Source organism: Micromonospora sp. L31 (assembly GCF_052068075.1).
GTDB classification, from domain to species: Bacteria; Actinomycetota; Actinomycetes; order Mycobacteriales; family Micromonosporaceae; genus Micromonospora; species Micromonospora purpureochromogenes.
This window is the reverse complement of record NZ_JBQHDC010000001.1, coordinates 132,155-148,007: the sequence shown is the minus strand read 5'-3', so window position 1 is coordinate 148,007 and position 15,853 is coordinate 132,155. Positions and strand designations below refer to the sequence as shown.

The window sequence follows — 15,853 nt, the reverse complement described above, 5'->3', positions numbered from 1 at the left end:
CTTTGTGAGGCACGATGATGTCATGAGTGCACGCGTACGCGCCCCTGAGCTGCGAGGCCGAGCATGGCTTAACACGGGCGGCAAGGTCCTCAGTTTGGCCGACCTTCGAGGTCGTATTACCGTCCTAGATTTCTGGACCTTCTGCTGCATCAACTGCCTGCACGTGCTCGACGAGCTGCGCCCGCTGGAGGAGAAGTACGCCGACGTGCTCGTCGTGATCGGCGTGCACTCGCCGAAGTTCGAGCACGAGAAGGACCCGGACGCGCTGGCCGCCGCCGTCGAGCGGTACGGGGTGCACCACCCGGTGCTGGACGACCCCGAGCTGGACATGTGGGACCAGTACGCGGCGAAGGCCTGGCCGACCCTGGCCGTGGTCGACCCCGAGGGGTACGTGGTGGCCACCATGGCCGGCGAGGGCCACGCCGAGGGGCTGACCCGCCTGGTCGACGACCTGGTCGCCACCCACACGGCGAAGGGCACCCTGCACCGGGGCGACGGCCCGTACGTCCCGCCGGCGGAGCCGGACACCACCCTGCGCTTCCCCGGCAAGGCCGTGGTGCTCGACGGTGGCAACCTGCTGGTCTCGGACTCGGCCCGGCACTCCCTGGCCGAGCTGGCCCCCGACGGTGAGAGCCTGGTCCGGCGGATCGGTTCCGGCGAGCGGGGCCGGGCCGACGGGCCGGCCGACGCGGCCAGCTTCGCCGAGCCGCAGGGGCTCTGCCTGCTCCCCGCGCACGTCGCCGAGGTGGCCGGTTACGACCTGGTGGTCGCGGACACCGTCAACCACCTGCTGCGCGGCGTACGGCTGGCGACCGGCGAGGTGGTGACGGTTGCCGGCACCGGCCGGCAGTGGCGTTCCTCGGTCGACGACCACGCGCACGACGCGCTCTCGGTCGACCTCTCCTCCCCCTGGGACCTGGCCTGGTACGACGACAAGGTCGTCATCGCGATGGCCGGCATCCACCAGCTCTGGTGGTTCGACCCGATCCGCCGCACCGCCGGCATGTACGCCGGCACCACCGTGGAGGCGCTGCGCGACGGTCCGTTGCCGGACGTGTGGATGGCGCAGCCCTCCGGGCTCTCCGTCTCGGCCGACGGCACCCGGCTCTGGGTGGCCGACAGCGAGACCAGCGCGCTCCGCTACGTCGAGAACGGCGTGCTGGCCACCGCCGTGGGGCAGGGTCTCTTCGACTTCGGCCACGTGGACGGCCCGGCCGACCGGGCGCTGCTCCAGCACCCGCTCGGGGTGTGCGCGCTGCCGGACGGCTCGGTGCTGATCGCCGACACCTACAACGGCGCGGTGCGCCGCTTCGACCCGGCGACCGACCAGGTCGCCACGGTGGCCGACGGCCTGGCCGAGCCGAGCGACGTGGTGCTCACCGCCGACGGTGACGTGCTGGTGGTCGAGTCGTCCGCGCACCGGCTGACCCGGCTGGCGCCGGGCACGCTCACGGCGGCCGGCGCGAGCACGGTGAACGGCCCCCGGCATCAGGTGGAGCGCAAGCCGACGGACGTGGCGGCCGGCGAGCTGACCCTCGACGTGATCTTCACGCCCGCGCCTGGGCAGAAGCTGGACGAGACGTACGGTCCGTCGACCCGGGTGGTGGTCTCCGCCTCCCCGCCGGAGCTGCTGATCGAGGGGGCCGGCACCAGCACCGACCTGTCCCGGCGGCTGGTGATCGACGGCGGTGTGCCCGGTGGGGTGCTCCAGGTGACCGCCCAGGCGGCCACCTGCGACAAGGACGTCGAGCATGCCGCCTGCCACCTGACCCGGCAGGACTGGGGCGTACCGGTGCGGGTGGTCGACGGCGGCGCGACCCGGCTGCCGCTGGTGCTGCGCGGTCTGGACGCCTGAGCGCCGGCGCCCTCGGCTCGCCCGCCCCGGGCCGTGGCCCCGGGGGCCGGATCGCGGTCACCCTGGGGCCGGGACGTCAGACGAAGGGCTTCGGGGTGACGCCCGCGTCGAGCAGCGCGGCCCGCACCAGGGCCGCCGAGGCGACCGCGCCCGGGGTGTCACCGTGCAGGCAGATCGAACCGACCACGCACGGGATGACGGTGCCGTCGACCGCGACGACGGTGCGCTCGGTGGCCATCCGTACGGCCCGGGCGGCCACCTCCTCCGGGTCGGTGACCAGCGCACCGAGCGCGGTGCGGGGCACCAGTGAGCCGTTGGGCAGGTAGCCCCGGTCGGCGAAGCCCTCGGCGACCACCCGCAGGCCCGCCCCGACGGCGAGCTGGGCGAGCTTCGAGCCGGGCGCGCAGAGGATCGGCAGCTGGTCGTCGTACCCGCTGACGGCGGCGACCAGGGCGGCGGCCTGCGACTCGTCGACGGCCGCCGCGTGGTAGAGCGCGCCGTGCGGCTTGAGGTAGCGGACCCGGGTGCGGAACAGCCGACAGAACGCGTCCAGGGCGCCGAGCTGGTAGGTGACCTCGTCGCGCAGCTCGGTGAAGGCGTACTCGATGCGCCGGCGGCCGAAGCCGGCGAGGTCGCGGTAGCCGACCTGGGCGCCGATGGCCACGCCGCGATCGGCCGCCGCGGCGCAGACCCGCCGCATGGTCGACGGGTCACCGCCGTGGAAGCCGCAGGCGACGTTGGCGGAGGTGACCAGGTCCAGCAGCGCGTCGTCGTCGCCGAGTCGCCAGATGCCGAATCCCTCGCCGAGGTCAGCGTTGAGGTCCATGGAACCTCACCGTAGTCCCTGGTCGGGCCTGCGCGAGCGCGGTCACGTCGTCCACCACCCCGATGACGGGGTACCCGCCGGTGGTGGGGTGGTCGGCCAGGAAGACCAGCGGCTGGCCGTCGGCCGGCACCTGCACCGCGCCGAGCACGATCCCCTCGCTGGGCAGTTCACCGGCGACCGCGCGGGGCAGCGGCGCGCCGGTCAGTCGCGCGCCGACCCGGTCGCCCACCGGACTGACCGTGTACGGGGTGCCGAGCAGCCGGTCGAGCGCGTCCGGGGTGAACCAGTCGGCCCGTGGCCCGGGGCGCAGGGTCAGCCGCAGCTCGCCGGTCGGGGGCCGGCCGACGGTCACGTCCACCGGTGGCGGCGGCCCGGGCCACGGGCCGAGCGGGAGGCGGTCGCCGTCGCGTACCGGGGGTGGGCCGAGGCCGGAGAGGGTGTCGGTGGCGCGGCTGCCGAGCACCGGCTCGACCGCGATCCCGCCGCTGACCGCCAGCCAGTTGCGCAGCCCGTCGCGGGCCGGCCCGATCCGCAGCACCGCGCCGGCCGGCACCGCGAGCGGCCGGCCCACGTCACCCGGTCGCCGGCCCACCCGGACGTCGGCGTCGGCCCCGGTCACCGCGACCGTGACGGCGCGGGTCGGCCGCAGCTCACAGCCGGTCAGGGTGATCTCCAGGCCGGCGGCGGAGACCGGGTTCCCCACCAGGCGGTTGGCCAGCGCCAGCGCCGCCGGGTCCAGCGCCCCCGACCGGGGTACGCCGAGATGCGCGTACCCAAGCCGGCCGAGGTCCTGGACGGTGGTGAGCGGGCCGGCGCGGCGTACCTCGATCACGTCGATCACGCGGCCACCAGTCGGACCCGGGTGCCCGGGGTGAGCCGGGCCGGCGGGTCGGCGCGCACGTCGAACAGGGTCAGCTCGGTGCGCCCGACCAGCAGCCACCCGCCCGGCGAGGCGGTCGGGTAGATCCCCGCGTACGGCCCGGCGAGCGCCACCGACCCGGCCGGCACCCGGGTACGCGGGCTGGGCAGCCGGGGCACCGCCCACTCCGGCGGCAGTCCGGTCAGGTACGCGAACCCGGGCGCGAAGCCGCAGAACGCCACCCGGAACGGGGTCTCCCGCAGTCGTCGCACCACCTCGGGCACGGTCACGCCCCAGTGCCGGGCGACGACGGGCAGGTCCTCCCCGTCGTACCCGGTGGGGACCTCGACCTGGGCGGTGGCGGCCGGGGCGGCGACCGGCCGTGGGGTCCACCCGGCGATCCGCGTGGCGACCGCCGCCGGGTCCGGTACGCCGTCGAGCAGGACGGTCGCCGCAGCCGGGACGATCTCGACGGCGCTCAGCTCACCGGCGTCCCGACGGCGCCACAGCTCGGCGCGCCACGCCTCCACCTGGCCGGGGTCGTCGCAGTCGAGCAGGAGGGCGTGTCGGCCGACGGGTCGGATCCGCATCCCGCCATCCTCCCCGATCGATCGGACGACCACGGGCCCGCGCCCGCGCGACGCGGCGGTGACCAGACGCACTACCCGCAGGTAACCTACGGTGTCGTAACCTGTATCCGTGACCACCTCCGCACCGCTCCGGCTCAAGCCGGTCGACATCGGGAAGCCCCGGATGCGCGGCTGGCTGCACACCTACGCCTTCTTCGTCGCGCTCGCCTGCGGCATCGTCCTGTGCGCGATCGCGGCCACCCGCCCGGGCTGGGCACCCCTGGTGAGCTGCCTGATCTACAGCCTCACCGTCTGCGGGCTCTTCGGCACCAGCGCCCTCTACCACCGGCGGGTGTGGTCGGAGCGGGGCTACCAGATCATGCGCCGGCTGGACCATTCGATGATCTTCGTGTTCATCGCCGGCACCTACACGCCGTTCTGCGCGCTGCTGCTCGACCGCCGGATGGCCACCATCATGCTCAGCGTGGTCTGGGGCGGGGCGCTGGCCGGCGTGGCGCTGAAGCTGGTCTGGCCGCACGCGCCCCGCTGGGTGTCCGCGCCGCTCTACCTGGCGCTCGGCTGGGTCTCGGTGGCGATGCTGCCGCAGATCCTGCACGAGGGCGGGGTGACCGCGCTGGTCCTGCTCGCCGTCGGCGGCGCGATCTACAGCGCCGGCGCGGTCTTCTACGCCCTGCGCCGACCCAACCCGTGGCCCACCGTCTTCGGCCACCACGAGTTCTTCCACGCCTGCACCCTGCTCGCGGCGCTCTGCCACCACATCGCCATCTACTTCGCGCTCTTCGCCTGAGCCCGAAGCCCGCCCGCCGGCCCGGCCGGACATGGTGCGGGGCCCCGCACCGCTGCGGGGCCCCGATGTCTGCGCGCGGGGATCAGGTCGGGTAACCGGGGCGGCGCACCTCGCGGTACTCCTCCCGCACCACCCGGTCGTCCTGCACCGGCACGACCCGGTCGGCCACCACCCGGTCCTCGCGCACCGGGGTGGCCACCACCGTGCGGCGGCGGGTGTTCCAGAAATAGAGGGTGGTGATGAGCCCGACGACGCCGGCGAGCATCAGCACCCAGCCGACGACGTTCAGGTTGAGCCATCCCAGGTTCGCGTCGATGGCGAACGCGAAGATCGCGCCCAGCGCGATGAGGAAGATGCTGGCACCGATGCCCATGATGTCGCCTCCTTGGCATGTTCACTGGCGTATCCGACCGCCGCGGCCATCGGTGAGCGTGCGGCACACATCGACTTACCCAGGCGCTCCGATCGCCAATCAGGCAAGCTGGGCGCATGACGGACGCCCACGCCGAGGAACGGACCCTGGTGCTGCTCCGGCACGCCAAGGCCGAACTACCCGCCGGGGGCGCCCCGGACGCCGAACGCCGCCTGACCGCGCGCGGGCACGCCGACTCGGCCGCCGCCGGAGCCTGGCTGGCCCGGCACGGCCTGCTGCCCGAGGTGGTGCTCTGTTCGTCGTCCCGGCGTACCCGGCAGACCTGGCACGACGTGGCGATGGGCATGACGGGATCCCCGCCGGAAGGGGGACCGGCGGGGTCGTCACCTGTGGTGCGCTACGAGCCGACCGCGTACGAGGCGCAGCCGCAGGAGCTGCTCGCCCTGGTCCGGGCGGCCGAGCCGACAGCCCGGACGGTCCTGCTGATCGCCCACAATCCCGGCATCTCGCTGCTCTCGGCGCTGCTCGACCCGGAACGGGCGGATCCCGAGGGGCTGCGGACCACCGACCTGGTGGTGCACCGGGCCGCGACGCCCTGGGCGGACCTGGCGCCGGGCGGCGCGGCGATCGTGAACCGCCACACCGCCCGCGGCTGAGCCGGTACGTCTTCCCCGGACCGCACCTCCGGGGCAGGCAGCGCGGGGACGGCAGCGCGGGCGGCGGGTCAGGACGGTGGCGCGGTGGGCGGCGGCGGGTCGGGCGGCGGCGGCATCATCGCGGTCGGATGGGACAGGCGGTTCTCCTCCACGATCAGCGTGCGTGCCCGCTTGCGCCGGTCCTGCCAGAACCAGAGCGTCGTGAGTAGTACGGCCAGCCCGGCCAGGATGAACACCCAGCCGACCGCGCGCAGGTCGATCCACCAGACGTTGGCCCGGATGGCGAAGGTCATGATCGCGCCCAGCGCGATGAGAAAGATTCCGCTACCAATGCCCATGTGCGCTGCACTCCCCCGTGCGGTGGCCTCTGGGCGTGCCCCTGACGTGGTCCGCGACGGTTACCCGTCAACCGGCCCGCCTACCAACCCCACCCCCGCCAATCCCACCCCCCGCCACCCTCTGGGCGCACTTTCAGAGAAAGCGTGGCTGTCCGAGGCGAAACAGGCACTCTTTCCCAGTAAGTGCGCGGCCTCCGTGGTGGTGCTGGGCCCGGCGGGGCGGGTGTCGGGTCGGGTGCCCGATGAGGGGTTCGGGGGGCAGCCGGGTGAGGCTCGGCGCGGGCTGGTGGGGTCCGGCGCGGGGTTGGGGCGGCTCCCGGTTTGCGGCGAGTCGCGGTGTTCGACGGGCCGGATACCGCGACACGCCGCAAGGCGCGGCAGCGGCCAGCGGCGGGCACGGCGACACCCGGCAGAGCACCCAGGACTCGGGCCGGGTGGGTGCCGCACCGACGGCGGCGGCCGGCGAGCAGGTGCTCGCCGCCCGCCATCAGGGTCGAACCGGGCTGATCACCCCGGAGGGGATCAGAACGCCTCCTCCGGGAGGTCCATGATCTCCAGGTCGGCGCCCTCGATGATCCGCCGGTCGGCGCCGATGCGGGGCAGCACCTCGCGGGAGAAGAACCGGGCGGCGGCCACCTTGCCGGTGTAGAACGCCTTGTCGGCGGCGGAGACCTCGCCGGCCAGGGCGCGCAGTGCCACGTCCGCCTGCCTCTGCAGCAGCCACCCGACGACCAGGTCGCCGATGGCCAGCAGGAAGCGGCGGCTGCTCAGGCCGACCTTGTAGAGGCTGCGGGTGTCGCCGCCCTGCGCCTCGCCGAGCCAGCCGGTCATCACGCCGAGCATGGTCTGGATCTCGGCGAGCGCCTTGCCCAGCGCCTGCCGCTCCTCCTTGAGCTGACCGTTGCCGCCCTCGGTGGTGATGAACTCCTGGATCTCGCCGGCGACCGCCATCAGGGCCTTGCCGTTGTCCCGGACGATCTTCCGGAAGATCAGGTCGAGGCTCTGGATCGCGGTGGTGCCCTCGTACAGGGTGTCGATCTTGGCGTCGCGGACGTACTGCTCCAGCGGGTAGTCCTGGAGGAAGCCGGAGCCGCCGAAGGTCTGCAGCGACTCGTGACCCAGCAGCTCGTACGCGCGCTCCGAGCCGACGCCCTTGACCAGCGGGAGGAGCAGGTCGTTGACCCGCTTGGCCAGCTTGGTGGCCTTCTCGTCGCCGGCCGCCTCGGCGATGGCGACCTTGTCCTGCCAGCTGGCGGTGTAGCAGACCAGCGCGCGCAGGCCCTCGGCGTACGACTTCTGCAGCAGCAGCGAGCGGCGCACGTCCGGGTGGTGGGTGATGGTCACCCGCGGGGCGGTCTTGTCGGCCTGCTGGATCAGGTCGGCGCCCTGCACCCGGTTCTTGGCGTACTCCAGGGCGTTCAGGTAGCCGGTGGAGAGGGTGGCGATCGCCTTGGTGCCGACCATCATCCGGGCGTACTCGATGATCATGAACATCTGCCGGATGCCGTCGTGCTTCTCGCCCAGCAGCCAACCCTTGGCCGGCACGCCGTGCTCGCCGAAGGTCACCTCGCAGGTGTTGGAGACCTTCAGGCCCATCTTGTGCTCGACGTTGGTGGCGTAGACGCCGTTGCGCTCGCCCAGCTCGCCGGTGGTCTCGTCGAAGTGGTACTTCGGCACCACGAAGAGCGACAGGCCCTTGGTGCCCGGGCCGCCGACGCCCTCGACGCCGACCGGACGGGCCAGGACGTAGTGGACGATGTTGTCGCTCAGGTCGTGCTCACCCGAGGTGATGAAGCGCTTGACGCCCTCGATGTGCCAGGAGCCGTCGGGCTGCTGGATCGCGCGGGTCCGACCGGCGCCCACGTCCGAGCCGGCGTCCGGCTCGGTGAGCACCATGGTGGAGCCCCACTGCTTGTCGATGAAGAGCCGCGCCCACTTCTTCTGCTGCTCGGTGCCCTCGACGTGCAGCACGTGCGCGAAGGACGGGCCGGAGGCGTACATCCAGATCGGCGCGTTGGCGCCGAGCACCAGCTCGGCGAGGGACCACCAGAGCGCCCGCGGGGCGTTGGTGCCGCCGAGGGCGTCGGGGAGGTCCAGCCGCCAGAACTCGGAGTCCATGAACGCCTGGTACGACTTCTTGAACGACTCCGGCAGCGGCGCGGTGTGCGTGGCCGGGTCGAAGACCGGCGGGTTGCGGTCGCTGTCCGTGTAGCTGGCCGCGAGGTCCTCGCGGGCCAGGCGGTCGACCTCGGAGAGGAAGCTGCGGGCGGTGTCGACGTCCAGGTCCGAGTACGGCTCCTGGCCGAACGTCCGGTCCGCCCCGAAGACCTCGAACAGGTTGAACTCGAGGTCCCGAAGGTTGCTCTTGTAGTGGGTCATGCTCGCTGGCCCCGCTTCCGGACAGGTGTTACCGATCAGTAACCCCGACTGTATTACTCACCGGTAGCCACCGACAAGCCGATGGGGGAAGTGACGGCGATTACACACCTGCGGTTCAGCTCTCGTTCGGCCCGTGGCAGGACGGCGCGGGGGTGCGGCGGCTCACGCCTCCGCCGCGCCGACCTCCCAGCTCGGCACCGGGACGGTCGCCCCGGTGCGCGGGCCGGTGTACTCCATCAGGACCAGGGCGATGTCGTCGTCCAGCCGCCCGTGCACCCACTCCACCAGCGCGGTCTCCAGCGAGGCGAGGCCGTCGCCGACCGTGCCGTGCCCGAGCAGCCGCCACGCCCGGTCGGCGGTCGGGAAGAACTCACCGTCGCGCCGAGCCTCACCGAGCCCGTCGGTGAAGAGCAGCAGCCGGTCGCCGGGCTCCAGGCGTTCCACCCGGGGGCGCACCACCGGCATGAACCCCAGCGGCGGGGCGGGCGCCGGCGGCTCCAGCGGGATCACCGCGCCCCGGCGCAGCAGCAGCGGTGACGGGTGGCCGCAGTTGACAATGGTCAACGTACCGCCCCGCTCCTCCACCACGGCCGCCGTGACGAAGTCCTCGTCACCCACGTTGCGGGCCACCGCCCGGTCCAGGTCGGCCACCACCGCGCGCAGGTCGGCCCGCTCGTACGCGACGTGCCGGTAGGAGCCCAGCACGATGCTCGCCAGCCGGACCGCGTCCAGCCCCTTGCCCCGGACGTCCCCGATGATCATGCGGACGCCGTACGGGGTGTCGATGGCCTCGTAGAGGTCGCCGCCGATCTCGGCGGTGGCCGTCGAGGAGATGTACCGGGCAGCCACCGCGAGGGTGCCCACCTGCGGCCCGAGCGGTCGCAGCACCGCCTGTTGGGCGACCGACGCCAGCTTCGACAACTCGGCGATCTCCTCGCCCTGCCGCTGCCGCAGCGCCGCCACCGCCGCCGAGATCCCGCTGGCGAACGCGATCCCGGCGAGGTCGATGGCGGTGACCAGCGACGGGGTGGGTTCGGTCAGCGCGAAGCTCGCCCCGAGCACCGCGGCCACCAGGCCGACCCCGAGCACCACCCGCCAGGAGGCGAACGCGGCGGCCAGGATGGGGGCGGCCATCATCAGCGCCACGTAGTGCGCCGCCCGGCCGTCGGCCAGCTCCACCGCCGAGATGATTGTGAGCAGGCCGAGGGCCGCGCCGACGCCGGCGCGGGATCCGGGACTCAGCGGGCCGCGGCCCGACTGGAAGGCATGCGTGCGTACGAGGGACAGCATGCCTGATGGACGTGAACCGGTGAATGAACCTGACCCCTCGACCGAGGGTGTTCCGACCGGCCGGACGGTCACGACGAGCCGATCGCCGTCAGCCGAGGACCTCGTACTTCACCGTCAGCTCACCCAGGCTCACCGAAGCGATGCTCTCGAACGCGGCGCGGGACAGGTCGATGCAGCGTCCCTCGATGAACGGGCCACGGTCGTTGATGCGGACGGTCACCGACTTGCCGTTGTCCGGGTTGGTGACCCGGACCCGGGTGTTGAAGGGCAGCGTCTTGTGCGCGGCGGTCAGCGCGTCCGGGTTGAAGGTCTCGCCGTTGGCCGTCATCTGGCCCTCGTCGTAGAAGGACGCGCCGCACGAGCCGCTGTCCACCACGGTGCTCTTCGGGGCGGCCTTCTTCGTCGTCGCGCTCGGCTTCGGCGTGGCGGTGCGGGTCCTGGCCCGGGAGGCCGCCTGGGCGGACCGGGTGGCCTTCGGGCTGGCCGTGACGGTCGGCGAGGGGCTGGCGGTGGGGGACGCGGTGGCGCTCGGCGAGGTGGTGGCGCTGGGGCTGACCGCGGCCGGCACGGTGTCGGCGACGACGGGGGCCGCCGCCTCGCCCGAGGTCAGCTGTACGGCGCCGACGGTGCCACCGACGGCGAGCACGACACCCACGGCGGCGGTGGCGGCGATGCCGGCCGGCGAGGAGAACATGCGGGTACGGGAGTGCCTACCAGCCACCGGACCGGTCCTTTCGTCGGCTGAACAAACCGGGTCGGACCGTAACGAGAGAAGCACTTCGGAAGTCAACGTGATCATGGTGGTATGGTCTGAATTGCAGCGATACGTGTAGCCGATCATCCGACGGCGCGGGGGCCGGACGGGCCAGCGCCACGCCGCGTGGCAGCGATGGGTGAGGATGGACGGATGGCCGATGAGCTGCGCCGGCGTCTGATCGAGCTGTTCCGCTGGGTCGATCCGGGGCCGGGCAGCAGCCACCTGGTCAGCGACGTCTCCGGCTGGTGGCGCGACCCGCAGGTGCTGGCCGGGCTCGGGCCGGCCCTGGCCGCACCGTTCCGGGACGCCCGGCCGACGGTGGTGGTGGCCCCGGCCGTCACCGGGCTGATGCTCGGCCCGCTCACCGCCACCGCTCTCGGGGTGGGCTTCGCGCCAGCGCACAAACCGGGCGACGGGCGACTGCCGGCCGGGCCGCTGACCTGGTCCCGGAGCGACCCCGACTTCCGCGGCCGCCAGGTGGACCTGGCCGTGGTGGACCGGCGACTCGGCCCGGACGACCGGGTGCTGGCGGTGGACGACTGGGTCGCCACCGGGGCGCAGCTGCGGGCGATCCGGGAGCTCTGCGCCGCCCGGGGCGCCACCTGGCTCGGCGCCTCGGCGGTGGTGCGGGACTGCCCGACCGAGGTGAGCCGGGAACTCCGCCTGCACGGGCTGCTCGACGCCGCCCAACTGCCCGCTTGACCTGAAGCGCGCTTCAGGTCCCAGGATCGGCGCATGGACCACGGCATCCTGGACGAGGCGTACCGACGGCTGCACCGCACCGGCCCCGAGTTCGAGGGCTGGCTCTCCAACCACGGGCCGATGGCGGTCGAGGCGCTGGTCCGGCACGGCCACGACCGCAGCGTGCACCGCTGGCTGGACGACTACCTGCGCCGGCTCGACGAACTGCCGCGTGGTCAGCACCGGATCGAGGACTGGCGGGAGGCCCTCGGTGACCCGAAGCGCGCCGGCGACTGGCTGGCCCACTTCGACCGGGAGCTGCTCGAGCGCCCCTGGCGCGAGGTGCTGGGCACCTGGTGGCCACGGCTGCTGCCCGGCATCGCGGCCGGCGCGACCCACGGCGTCATCCGGGTCGGCCACGCCGTCCGGGCGCTGCGGGAGGACGGCTCCAGCCCGGACCGGGTGGCCGAGCTCGGCCAGGCCCTCGGCTACTGGGCGGCCCGCTGGCAGCCGGTGCCGGGCCTGCGCCTCGACGCGGCGTCCCGTCCCGACGGTCCCGACGTGGCCACCGCGCTGGCCTCGGTGCCCCGGATCGACGATCGCAGCGGCGGCATCCGGCAACGGCTGGCGCGGCTGTCGGGCGTACCCGGGTGGGACAGGGCGGTGGCGTCCCCGCGCCCGGCGCGGACGCCCGCCGAAGCGGAGCGGGGGCTGGTCGCGCTGGTGCACCGGGCCGCGCTGGACTACCTGCGGTACGGGCACGAGAACCCGGTGATGCTGGTGCACGCGGTGACCGCGCCCACGGCGGTGCTGCGGACCCTGCCGGCGCTCGACCCGGCGCTCTGGGCGCCGAGCCTCACCGCGGCGTGGTCGGCCACGGCAGCGGTGACCGCGGTGTACGCCCCGCCGCGCGGCACGGCGATCCCGGCCGTCACGCCCGGCACCCCGGCGGAGGTGTTCGCCCGGGCCGCCCGGCACGGCGACGCGCACGTGGTCAAGCTGGCCGACGCCGTGCTCGACGCGCACGCGGCGACCGGCGACGAGCGGGTGCTCACCGCCGCCGGCTACGCCGGCCAGCTGATCTGAACGAACTCCTCCACCGCGGTGCAGACCCGGCCCAGCACCTCCGCCGAGCGGGCCAGCGGACCGGGCACCAGCATCCCGTGGTGGGCGTCGGGGACCTCCAGCACGTGCGGGGTGAGCCGGCGCGCCACGGCACCGTCCCAGGAGGGGTCGGCGGTGCCGCCGACCAGCAGGACCGGCGCGGTGGCGCCGATTCCCCACGACGGGAAATCGGTGCTGGGTAACGTCGGCAGGATGTGGCCTCGGATCGGTGGACTGCGCACGCTCGCCCTCGGCACCCCGGGGCGGATGCGGACCAACCTCAACACCCTGGTGCTGGCCGGGGTGAAGACGGCGACCGCCACCCTGCTCACCGAGTACGCCGAGGAGGGCGAGGAACTGGAGCACACCGGCGAACGGCTCGTCCTGCTGGACGACGTCGACGCCCTCGCCGGGATCGTCGAGGTCACCGGCGTCGAGGTGCTCCGCTTCGCCGACGTCCCGTGGGACTTCGCCCGCGCCGAGGGCGAGGGCGACCGCTCGATCGAGGAGTGGCGGGCGGGGCACGCCGCCTACTGGGCCCGCGTCGGCACCCCGGTCACCGACGACACCGAGATCGCCTGCCTGCGCTTCCGGCTGGTCTCCGGGGGCGACGGCGGCGTCGCCACCGGCGACCTCAGCACCTGAGGTACGCGCCGACCAGGCTTCACCCGGGCCCCGCGCGGCCAACCCGGCTGCGGGCGCCATCGCTCCGGCTTCCAGCCGGGGGTCGGGCGCGCCGACACCGCTGCGCGTCCTTTGCTCTGCTGCCCTTACGGCGACAGCAACAGCCAGTCGCTGTTGCCTCCGCGGCAGCAGAGCAAAGGAGGCGGCGGGTGACCCTGGCCGCCGGGTCAGGCGGTGCGCAGCTCGGGCAGGAGTTGGGTGGCGACGTCCACCAGGACGGCCTCGTCGCCGGCGTACCAGCTGCTGGCCCGGGGCCAGTGCGTGATGACGTCGGTGAAGCCGAGCGCCGCCGCCCGGGCCACCTGCTCGGCGAAGAAGTCGGCGCTGCTCAGCGAGAAGACCGGCGCCGAGTCCAGCGACAGATAGCGGTCCACGGTGGCCGGGTCCCGACCGGCGACGTCCAACGTCTGATCCAGCCGGGCGCAGAGCTGCCCCACCCCGTCCCACCAGCTCGTCAGGTCGTCGCCGCCGGTGCCGGTGGTGACCCAGCCCTGCCCGAAGCGGGCCACCAGCCGCATCGACCGGGGACCGTTCGCGGCCACCACGAACGGCACCCGGGGCTGCTGCACACAGCCCGGGTTGTTGCGGGCGTCCACCGCGGCGAACCAGTCACCCCGCCAGGTGACGCCGTCCTCCCGCAGCACCAGGTCGAGCAGCTCGGTGAACTCGCCGAAGCGGTTTACCCGCTGCCGGGGCGGCAGGGTCTCGCCGCCGAGCACCGCCGAGTCGAACCCGATGCCGCCCGCCCCGAGGCCGAGCAGCACCCGGCCGGCGGACACGTCGTCGAGGGCGGTGACCTGCCGGGCGAAGGCCGCCGGATGCCGGAAGTTCGGCGAGGCGACCAGGGTGCCGAGCCGGATACGAGAGGTCACCGTCGCGGCGGCGGTCAGGGTGGCCATGGAGTCGAACCAGGGGCCGTCGACGAGATCGCGCCAGCCCAGGTGGTCGTACGTCCAGGCGTGGTCGAAGCCCCACTCGTCCGCCTGGCGCCAGCGGCGCTGCGACTCCGACCAGCGCTGGTCGGGAAGGATCACGATGCCAATCCGCATGATCGCCAGGGTACGGCCCGACTCGGCCCGGGCCACCCGACACGGGCCCTGTTCATACATCGATCATCTGTATATGATCGGCGCATGGCGGCGATGCGTGAACCGACCTACCTGATCCTCACCGCGCTCGCCGGTGGTCCCCGGCACGGCTACGGCATCGTCCAGGACGTCGCCGTCCTCTCCGAGCAGCGGGTGACCCTGCTCCCCGGCACCCTCTACACCGCGCTGGACCGGCTCACCGCCGAGGGCCTGGTGGAGCCCGACCGGGAGGAGACCGTGGACGGTCGGCGGCGCCGCTACTTCCGTCTCACCCCCGAAGGGCACGCCGCCCTCGGGGCCGAGGCCGGCCGGCTGCGGCAGCTCGCCACGGTCGCCGAGGCCCGGCTACGCGCGTTCCGCCCCGGCACCGCCTGAACCGCCAACTCACCCGAGCCACGCAGCACCATCCCCGCCGTCCCGCCAGTCGGCGGGACCGCACCCCGCACCACCCGAGGCGAGACCGAGCCCCCGGAGGGAAGGCAATGGCATCGACCGGCGACCCGCTCGCGCGCCGCTATCGCCGCCTGCTGTGCTGCTATCCGCGCACCTACCGGCGGGAGCGCGGTGACGAGCTGGTCGCCCTGCTGCTCGACACCGCACCGCCCGGACGGGCCAGGCCACGGCTGCGGGAGGCCGTCGACCTGATCCGGAACGGGATGCGCTGCCGGCTCGGCCGACCGGCCAGCAGCACGGTCGTCGCCTGGGCGGCGCTGGCCGCGGTCGTCTGCGGGCTCTTCAGCGCGGCACTGTCCGCCCGGGTCGCCTGGGAGACCGCCCGACCGCTGCCGGGCCGCGCCGAGACTGGTGCGGTCTTCCGGACCGTGCTGCCCGACCGCGAACCGGACGAGATCACCAAGCCGTCGACGTTCTTCGGGTACTACACCCAGCCGCTGACCCTGCAGGCGTTGGACAACGTGCTCCTCGGCGACGGCGGGGAGTACCAGCAGTCCGCCGCCGCCGCGTGGGCCGCCGGCCCGCCACCCGCCCCGCCCGAGCAGATCGCCGCGGTGGCCCAGCGTCGGCTCCGGGAGGCCGGCTGGCACCTGGACGGGATCACCGTGCAGCGCTCGGACGACTGCGCCGACAAGCTCTGCGCCGCCGTCGTGCCGGTCACCTGGACCACGGTCGACGCCAGCCGGGGCGACACCCTCCTCAACGTGACGGTCCACCCGCGCCCCGAGCCCGACCACCCGTACCTGTCGATCACCCTGCGCCGCGCCACGCCGCCGCTGGTCCTCCCGGCCGCCGTCGGCGGCGGGCTGCTCGGCGCATTGGCCGGTTGGTTGGTCTTCGGCTGGGCCAGCCGGCGCACCGAGGCCCCACACCCGGCCCGGGCGGTGGTGAAGGTCCTCCTCGGGGTGACGCTGCTGCTGTGGTGGCTGCCGACCCTGTTCTCCGTGCTGTCGGTGGCCAGCCACCACGGCGCGGAACCGCACCCCCAGTGGCATCCGCTCTGGGAGTGGCTGGGCCAGCCGACCTTTTCGCTGTTCTTCCTGGTCGGCTCGGTGAGCGCGCTGCTCGGGATCGCCCTGGCCGCCCTGCCCCGGCGGGACGTCGACCGGGTGCAGACCCTGGTCGGCGGCTGA

At 73.7% G+C, this 15,853-nt stretch carries 18 protein-coding genes; 8 read left to right on the top strand and 10 right to left on the bottom strand.

Annotation, left to right across the window (positions count from 1 at the left end; genetic code table 11):
* The first annotated feature begins 22 nt into the window (after nt 1-22).
* Nucleotides 23-1,855, top strand: coding sequence for an NHL domain-containing thioredoxin family protein (locus ACTMS9_RS00750; RefSeq protein ID WP_441163871.1), 1,833 nt, complete (start codon nt 23-25; stop codon nt 1,853-1,855).
* Between the two features lie 76 nt (nt 1,856-1,931).
* Here ACTMS9_RS00750 and ACTMS9_RS00745 read toward each other — a convergent pair whose 3' ends face one another.
* From ACTMS9_RS00745 to ACTMS9_RS00735, 3 genes are read right to left on the bottom strand one after another with little or no spacing between them, the layout of a single operon-like run.
* Nucleotides 1,932-2,681, bottom strand: coding sequence for a LamB/YcsF family protein (locus ACTMS9_RS00745; RefSeq protein ID WP_441143474.1), 750 nt, complete (start codon nt 2,679-2,681; stop codon nt 1,932-1,934).
* Nucleotides 2,665-3,621: a biotin-dependent carboxyltransferase family protein gene (locus tag ACTMS9_RS00740; RefSeq protein ID WP_441143476.1), complete on the bottom strand. Its 957-nt coding sequence runs from the start codon at nt 3,619-3,621 to the stop codon at nt 2,665-2,667. Before ACTMS9_RS00740 ends, ACTMS9_RS00745 begins: the two co-directional genes overlap by 17 nt.
* The gene (locus ACTMS9_RS00735) at nt 3,519-4,130 is read right to left on the bottom strand and encodes a 5-oxoprolinase subunit B family protein (protein ID WP_441143478.1); all 612 of its coding nucleotides are present in this window, start codon (nt 4,128-4,130) and stop codon (nt 3,519-3,521) included. The genes ACTMS9_RS00740 and ACTMS9_RS00735 overlap by 103 nt, the downstream gene beginning before the upstream one ends.
* 109 nt (nt 4,131-4,239) lie before the next feature.
* On the opposite strand from ACTMS9_RS00735, the gene trhA reads away from it, so the two are divergent.
* Nucleotides 4,240-4,917 carry a PAQR family membrane homeostasis protein TrhA gene (trhA, locus tag ACTMS9_RS00730; protein WP_441143480.1) on the top strand — a complete coding sequence of 226 codons (678 nt, stop codon included), beginning with the start codon at nt 4,240-4,242 and terminating at the stop codon, nt 4,915-4,917.
* A gap of 82 nt (nt 4,918-4,999) precedes the next feature.
* Here trhA and ACTMS9_RS00725 read toward each other — a convergent pair whose 3' ends face one another.
* Nucleotides 5,000-5,290 (bottom strand): DUF6458 family protein, encoded by a 291-nt coding sequence (locus ACTMS9_RS00725; protein WP_441143482.1) that lies wholly within the window; start codon nt 5,288-5,290, stop codon nt 5,000-5,002.
* A gap of 116 nt (nt 5,291-5,406) precedes the next feature.
* Between ACTMS9_RS00725 and ACTMS9_RS00720 the strand changes: the two genes are divergently transcribed.
* Nucleotides 5,407-5,946, top strand: coding sequence for a SixA phosphatase family protein (locus ACTMS9_RS00720; RefSeq protein ID WP_441143484.1), 540 nt, complete (start codon nt 5,407-5,409; stop codon nt 5,944-5,946).
* 68 nt (nt 5,947-6,014) lie between these two features.
* Here ACTMS9_RS00720 and ACTMS9_RS00715 read toward each other — a convergent pair whose 3' ends face one another.
* The 4 genes from ACTMS9_RS00715 to ACTMS9_RS00700 form a co-directional block, all read right to left on the bottom strand.
* Nucleotides 6,015-6,284: a DUF6458 family protein gene (locus ACTMS9_RS00715; RefSeq protein WP_067300694.1), complete on the bottom strand. Its 270-nt coding sequence runs from the start codon at nt 6,282-6,284 to the stop codon at nt 6,015-6,017.
* 522 nt (nt 6,285-6,806) lie between these two features.
* Nucleotides 6,807-8,663 (bottom strand): acyl-CoA dehydrogenase, encoded by a 1,857-nt coding sequence (locus ACTMS9_RS00710; protein WP_441163870.1) that lies wholly within the window; start codon nt 8,661-8,663, stop codon nt 6,807-6,809.
* Nucleotides 8,664-8,825: 162 nt separating this feature from the next.
* Nucleotides 8,826-9,953, bottom strand: a complete 1,128-nt coding sequence (locus ACTMS9_RS00705) for a PP2C family protein-serine/threonine phosphatase (RefSeq protein ID WP_441163869.1) — start codon at nt 9,951-9,953, stop codon at nt 8,826-8,828.
* 88 nt (nt 9,954-10,041) lie between these two features.
* Nucleotides 10,042-10,674 carry a septal ring lytic transglycosylase RlpA family protein gene (locus ACTMS9_RS00700; protein ID WP_441143490.1) on the bottom strand — a complete coding sequence of 211 codons (633 nt, stop codon included), beginning with the start codon at nt 10,672-10,674 and terminating at the stop codon, nt 10,042-10,044.
* A gap of 186 nt (nt 10,675-10,860) precedes the next feature.
* Between ACTMS9_RS00700 and ACTMS9_RS00695 the strand changes: the two genes are divergently transcribed.
* Entirely contained in the window at nt 10,861-11,412 is a 552-nt protein-coding gene (locus tag ACTMS9_RS00695; RefSeq protein ID WP_441143492.1) for a phosphoribosyltransferase, read from the top strand.
* 33 nt (nt 11,413-11,445) lie between these two features.
* Nucleotides 11,446-12,477 carry a questin oxidase family protein gene (locus ACTMS9_RS00690; RefSeq protein WP_441163868.1) on the top strand — a complete coding sequence of 344 codons (1,032 nt, stop codon included), beginning with the start codon at nt 11,446-11,448 and terminating at the stop codon, nt 12,475-12,477.
* Here the strand turns inward: ACTMS9_RS00690 and ACTMS9_RS00685 are convergent.
* Entirely contained in the window at nt 12,456-12,737 is a 282-nt protein-coding gene (locus ACTMS9_RS00685; RefSeq protein ID WP_441143496.1) for a hypothetical protein, read from the bottom strand. The genes ACTMS9_RS00690 and ACTMS9_RS00685 overlap by 22 nt on opposite strands.
* Between ACTMS9_RS00685 and ACTMS9_RS00680 the strand changes: the two genes are divergently transcribed.
* Nucleotides 12,709-13,140 carry an ASCH domain-containing protein gene (locus ACTMS9_RS00680; RefSeq protein WP_441163867.1) on the top strand — a complete coding sequence of 144 codons (432 nt, stop codon included), beginning with the start codon at nt 12,709-12,711 and terminating at the stop codon, nt 13,138-13,140. The two genes, ACTMS9_RS00685 and ACTMS9_RS00680, sit on opposite strands and share 29 nt — an antisense overlap.
* A gap of 206 nt (nt 13,141-13,346) precedes the next feature.
* On the opposite strand, the gene ACTMS9_RS00675 is transcribed toward ACTMS9_RS00680, so the two are convergent.
* Nucleotides 13,347-14,228, bottom strand: coding sequence for an LLM class flavin-dependent oxidoreductase (locus ACTMS9_RS00675; protein ID WP_441163866.1), 882 nt, complete (start codon nt 14,226-14,228; stop codon nt 13,347-13,349).
* Nucleotides 14,229-14,321: 93 nt separating this feature from the next.
* On the opposite strand from ACTMS9_RS00675, the gene ACTMS9_RS00670 reads away from it, so the two are divergent.
* Nucleotides 14,322-14,642, top strand: coding sequence for a PadR family transcriptional regulator (locus tag ACTMS9_RS00670; protein WP_441164414.1), 321 nt, complete (start codon nt 14,322-14,324; stop codon nt 14,640-14,642).
* Between the two features lie 107 nt (nt 14,643-14,749).
* Nucleotides 14,750-15,853: a hypothetical protein gene (locus ACTMS9_RS00665; RefSeq protein ID WP_441163865.1), complete on the top strand. Its 1,104-nt coding sequence runs from the start codon at nt 14,750-14,752 to the stop codon at nt 15,851-15,853.

Bases quoted from the DNA above. Each gene is read 5' to 3' on its own strand.
- ACTMS9_RS00715 (WP_067300694.1), bottom strand. From the start codon at position 6,284: ATGGGCATTGGTAGCGGAATCTTTCTCATCGCGCTGGGCGCGATCATG.
- ACTMS9_RS00725 (WP_441143482.1), bottom strand. From the start codon at position 5,290: ATGGGCATCGGTGCCAGCATCTTCCTCATCGCGCTGGGCGCGATCTTC.
- ACTMS9_RS00750 (WP_441163871.1), top strand. From the start codon at position 23: ATGAGTGCACGCGTACGCGCCCCTGAGCTGCGAGGCCGAGCATGGCTT.
- ACTMS9_RS00675 (WP_441163866.1), bottom strand. From the start codon at position 14,228: ATGCGGATTGGCATCGTGATCCTTCCCGACCAGCGCTGGTCGGAGTCG.
- ACTMS9_RS00720 (WP_441143484.1), top strand. From the start codon at position 5,407: ATGACGGACGCCCACGCCGAGGAACGGACCCTGGTGCTGCTCCGGCAC.
- ACTMS9_RS00735 (WP_441143478.1), bottom strand. From the start codon at position 4,130: ATGCGGATCCGACCCGTCGGCCGACACGCCCTCCTGCTCGACTGCGAC.
- ACTMS9_RS00695 (WP_441143492.1), top strand. From the start codon at position 10,861: ATGGCCGATGAGCTGCGCCGGCGTCTGATCGAGCTGTTCCGCTGGGTC.
- ACTMS9_RS00705 (WP_441163869.1), bottom strand. From the start codon at position 9,953: ATGCTGTCCCTCGTACGCACGCATGCCTTCCAGTCGGGCCGCGGCCCG.
- ACTMS9_RS00670 (WP_441164414.1), top strand. From the start codon at position 14,322: ATGCGTGAACCGACCTACCTGATCCTCACCGCGCTCGCCGGTGGTCCC.
- ACTMS9_RS00710 (WP_441163870.1), bottom strand. From the start codon at position 8,663: ATGACCCACTACAAGAGCAACCTTCGGGACCTCGAGTTCAACCTGTTC.
- ACTMS9_RS00665 (WP_441163865.1), top strand. From the start codon at position 14,750: ATGGCATCGACCGGCGACCCGCTCGCGCGCCGCTATCGCCGCCTGCTG.
- ACTMS9_RS00680 (WP_441163867.1), top strand. From the start codon at position 12,709: ATGTGGCCTCGGATCGGTGGACTGCGCACGCTCGCCCTCGGCACCCCG.
- ACTMS9_RS00690 (WP_441163868.1), top strand. From the start codon at position 11,446: ATGGACCACGGCATCCTGGACGAGGCGTACCGACGGCTGCACCGCACC.
- ACTMS9_RS00745 (WP_441143474.1), bottom strand. From the start codon at position 2,681: ATGGACCTCAACGCTGACCTCGGCGAGGGATTCGGCATCTGGCGACTC.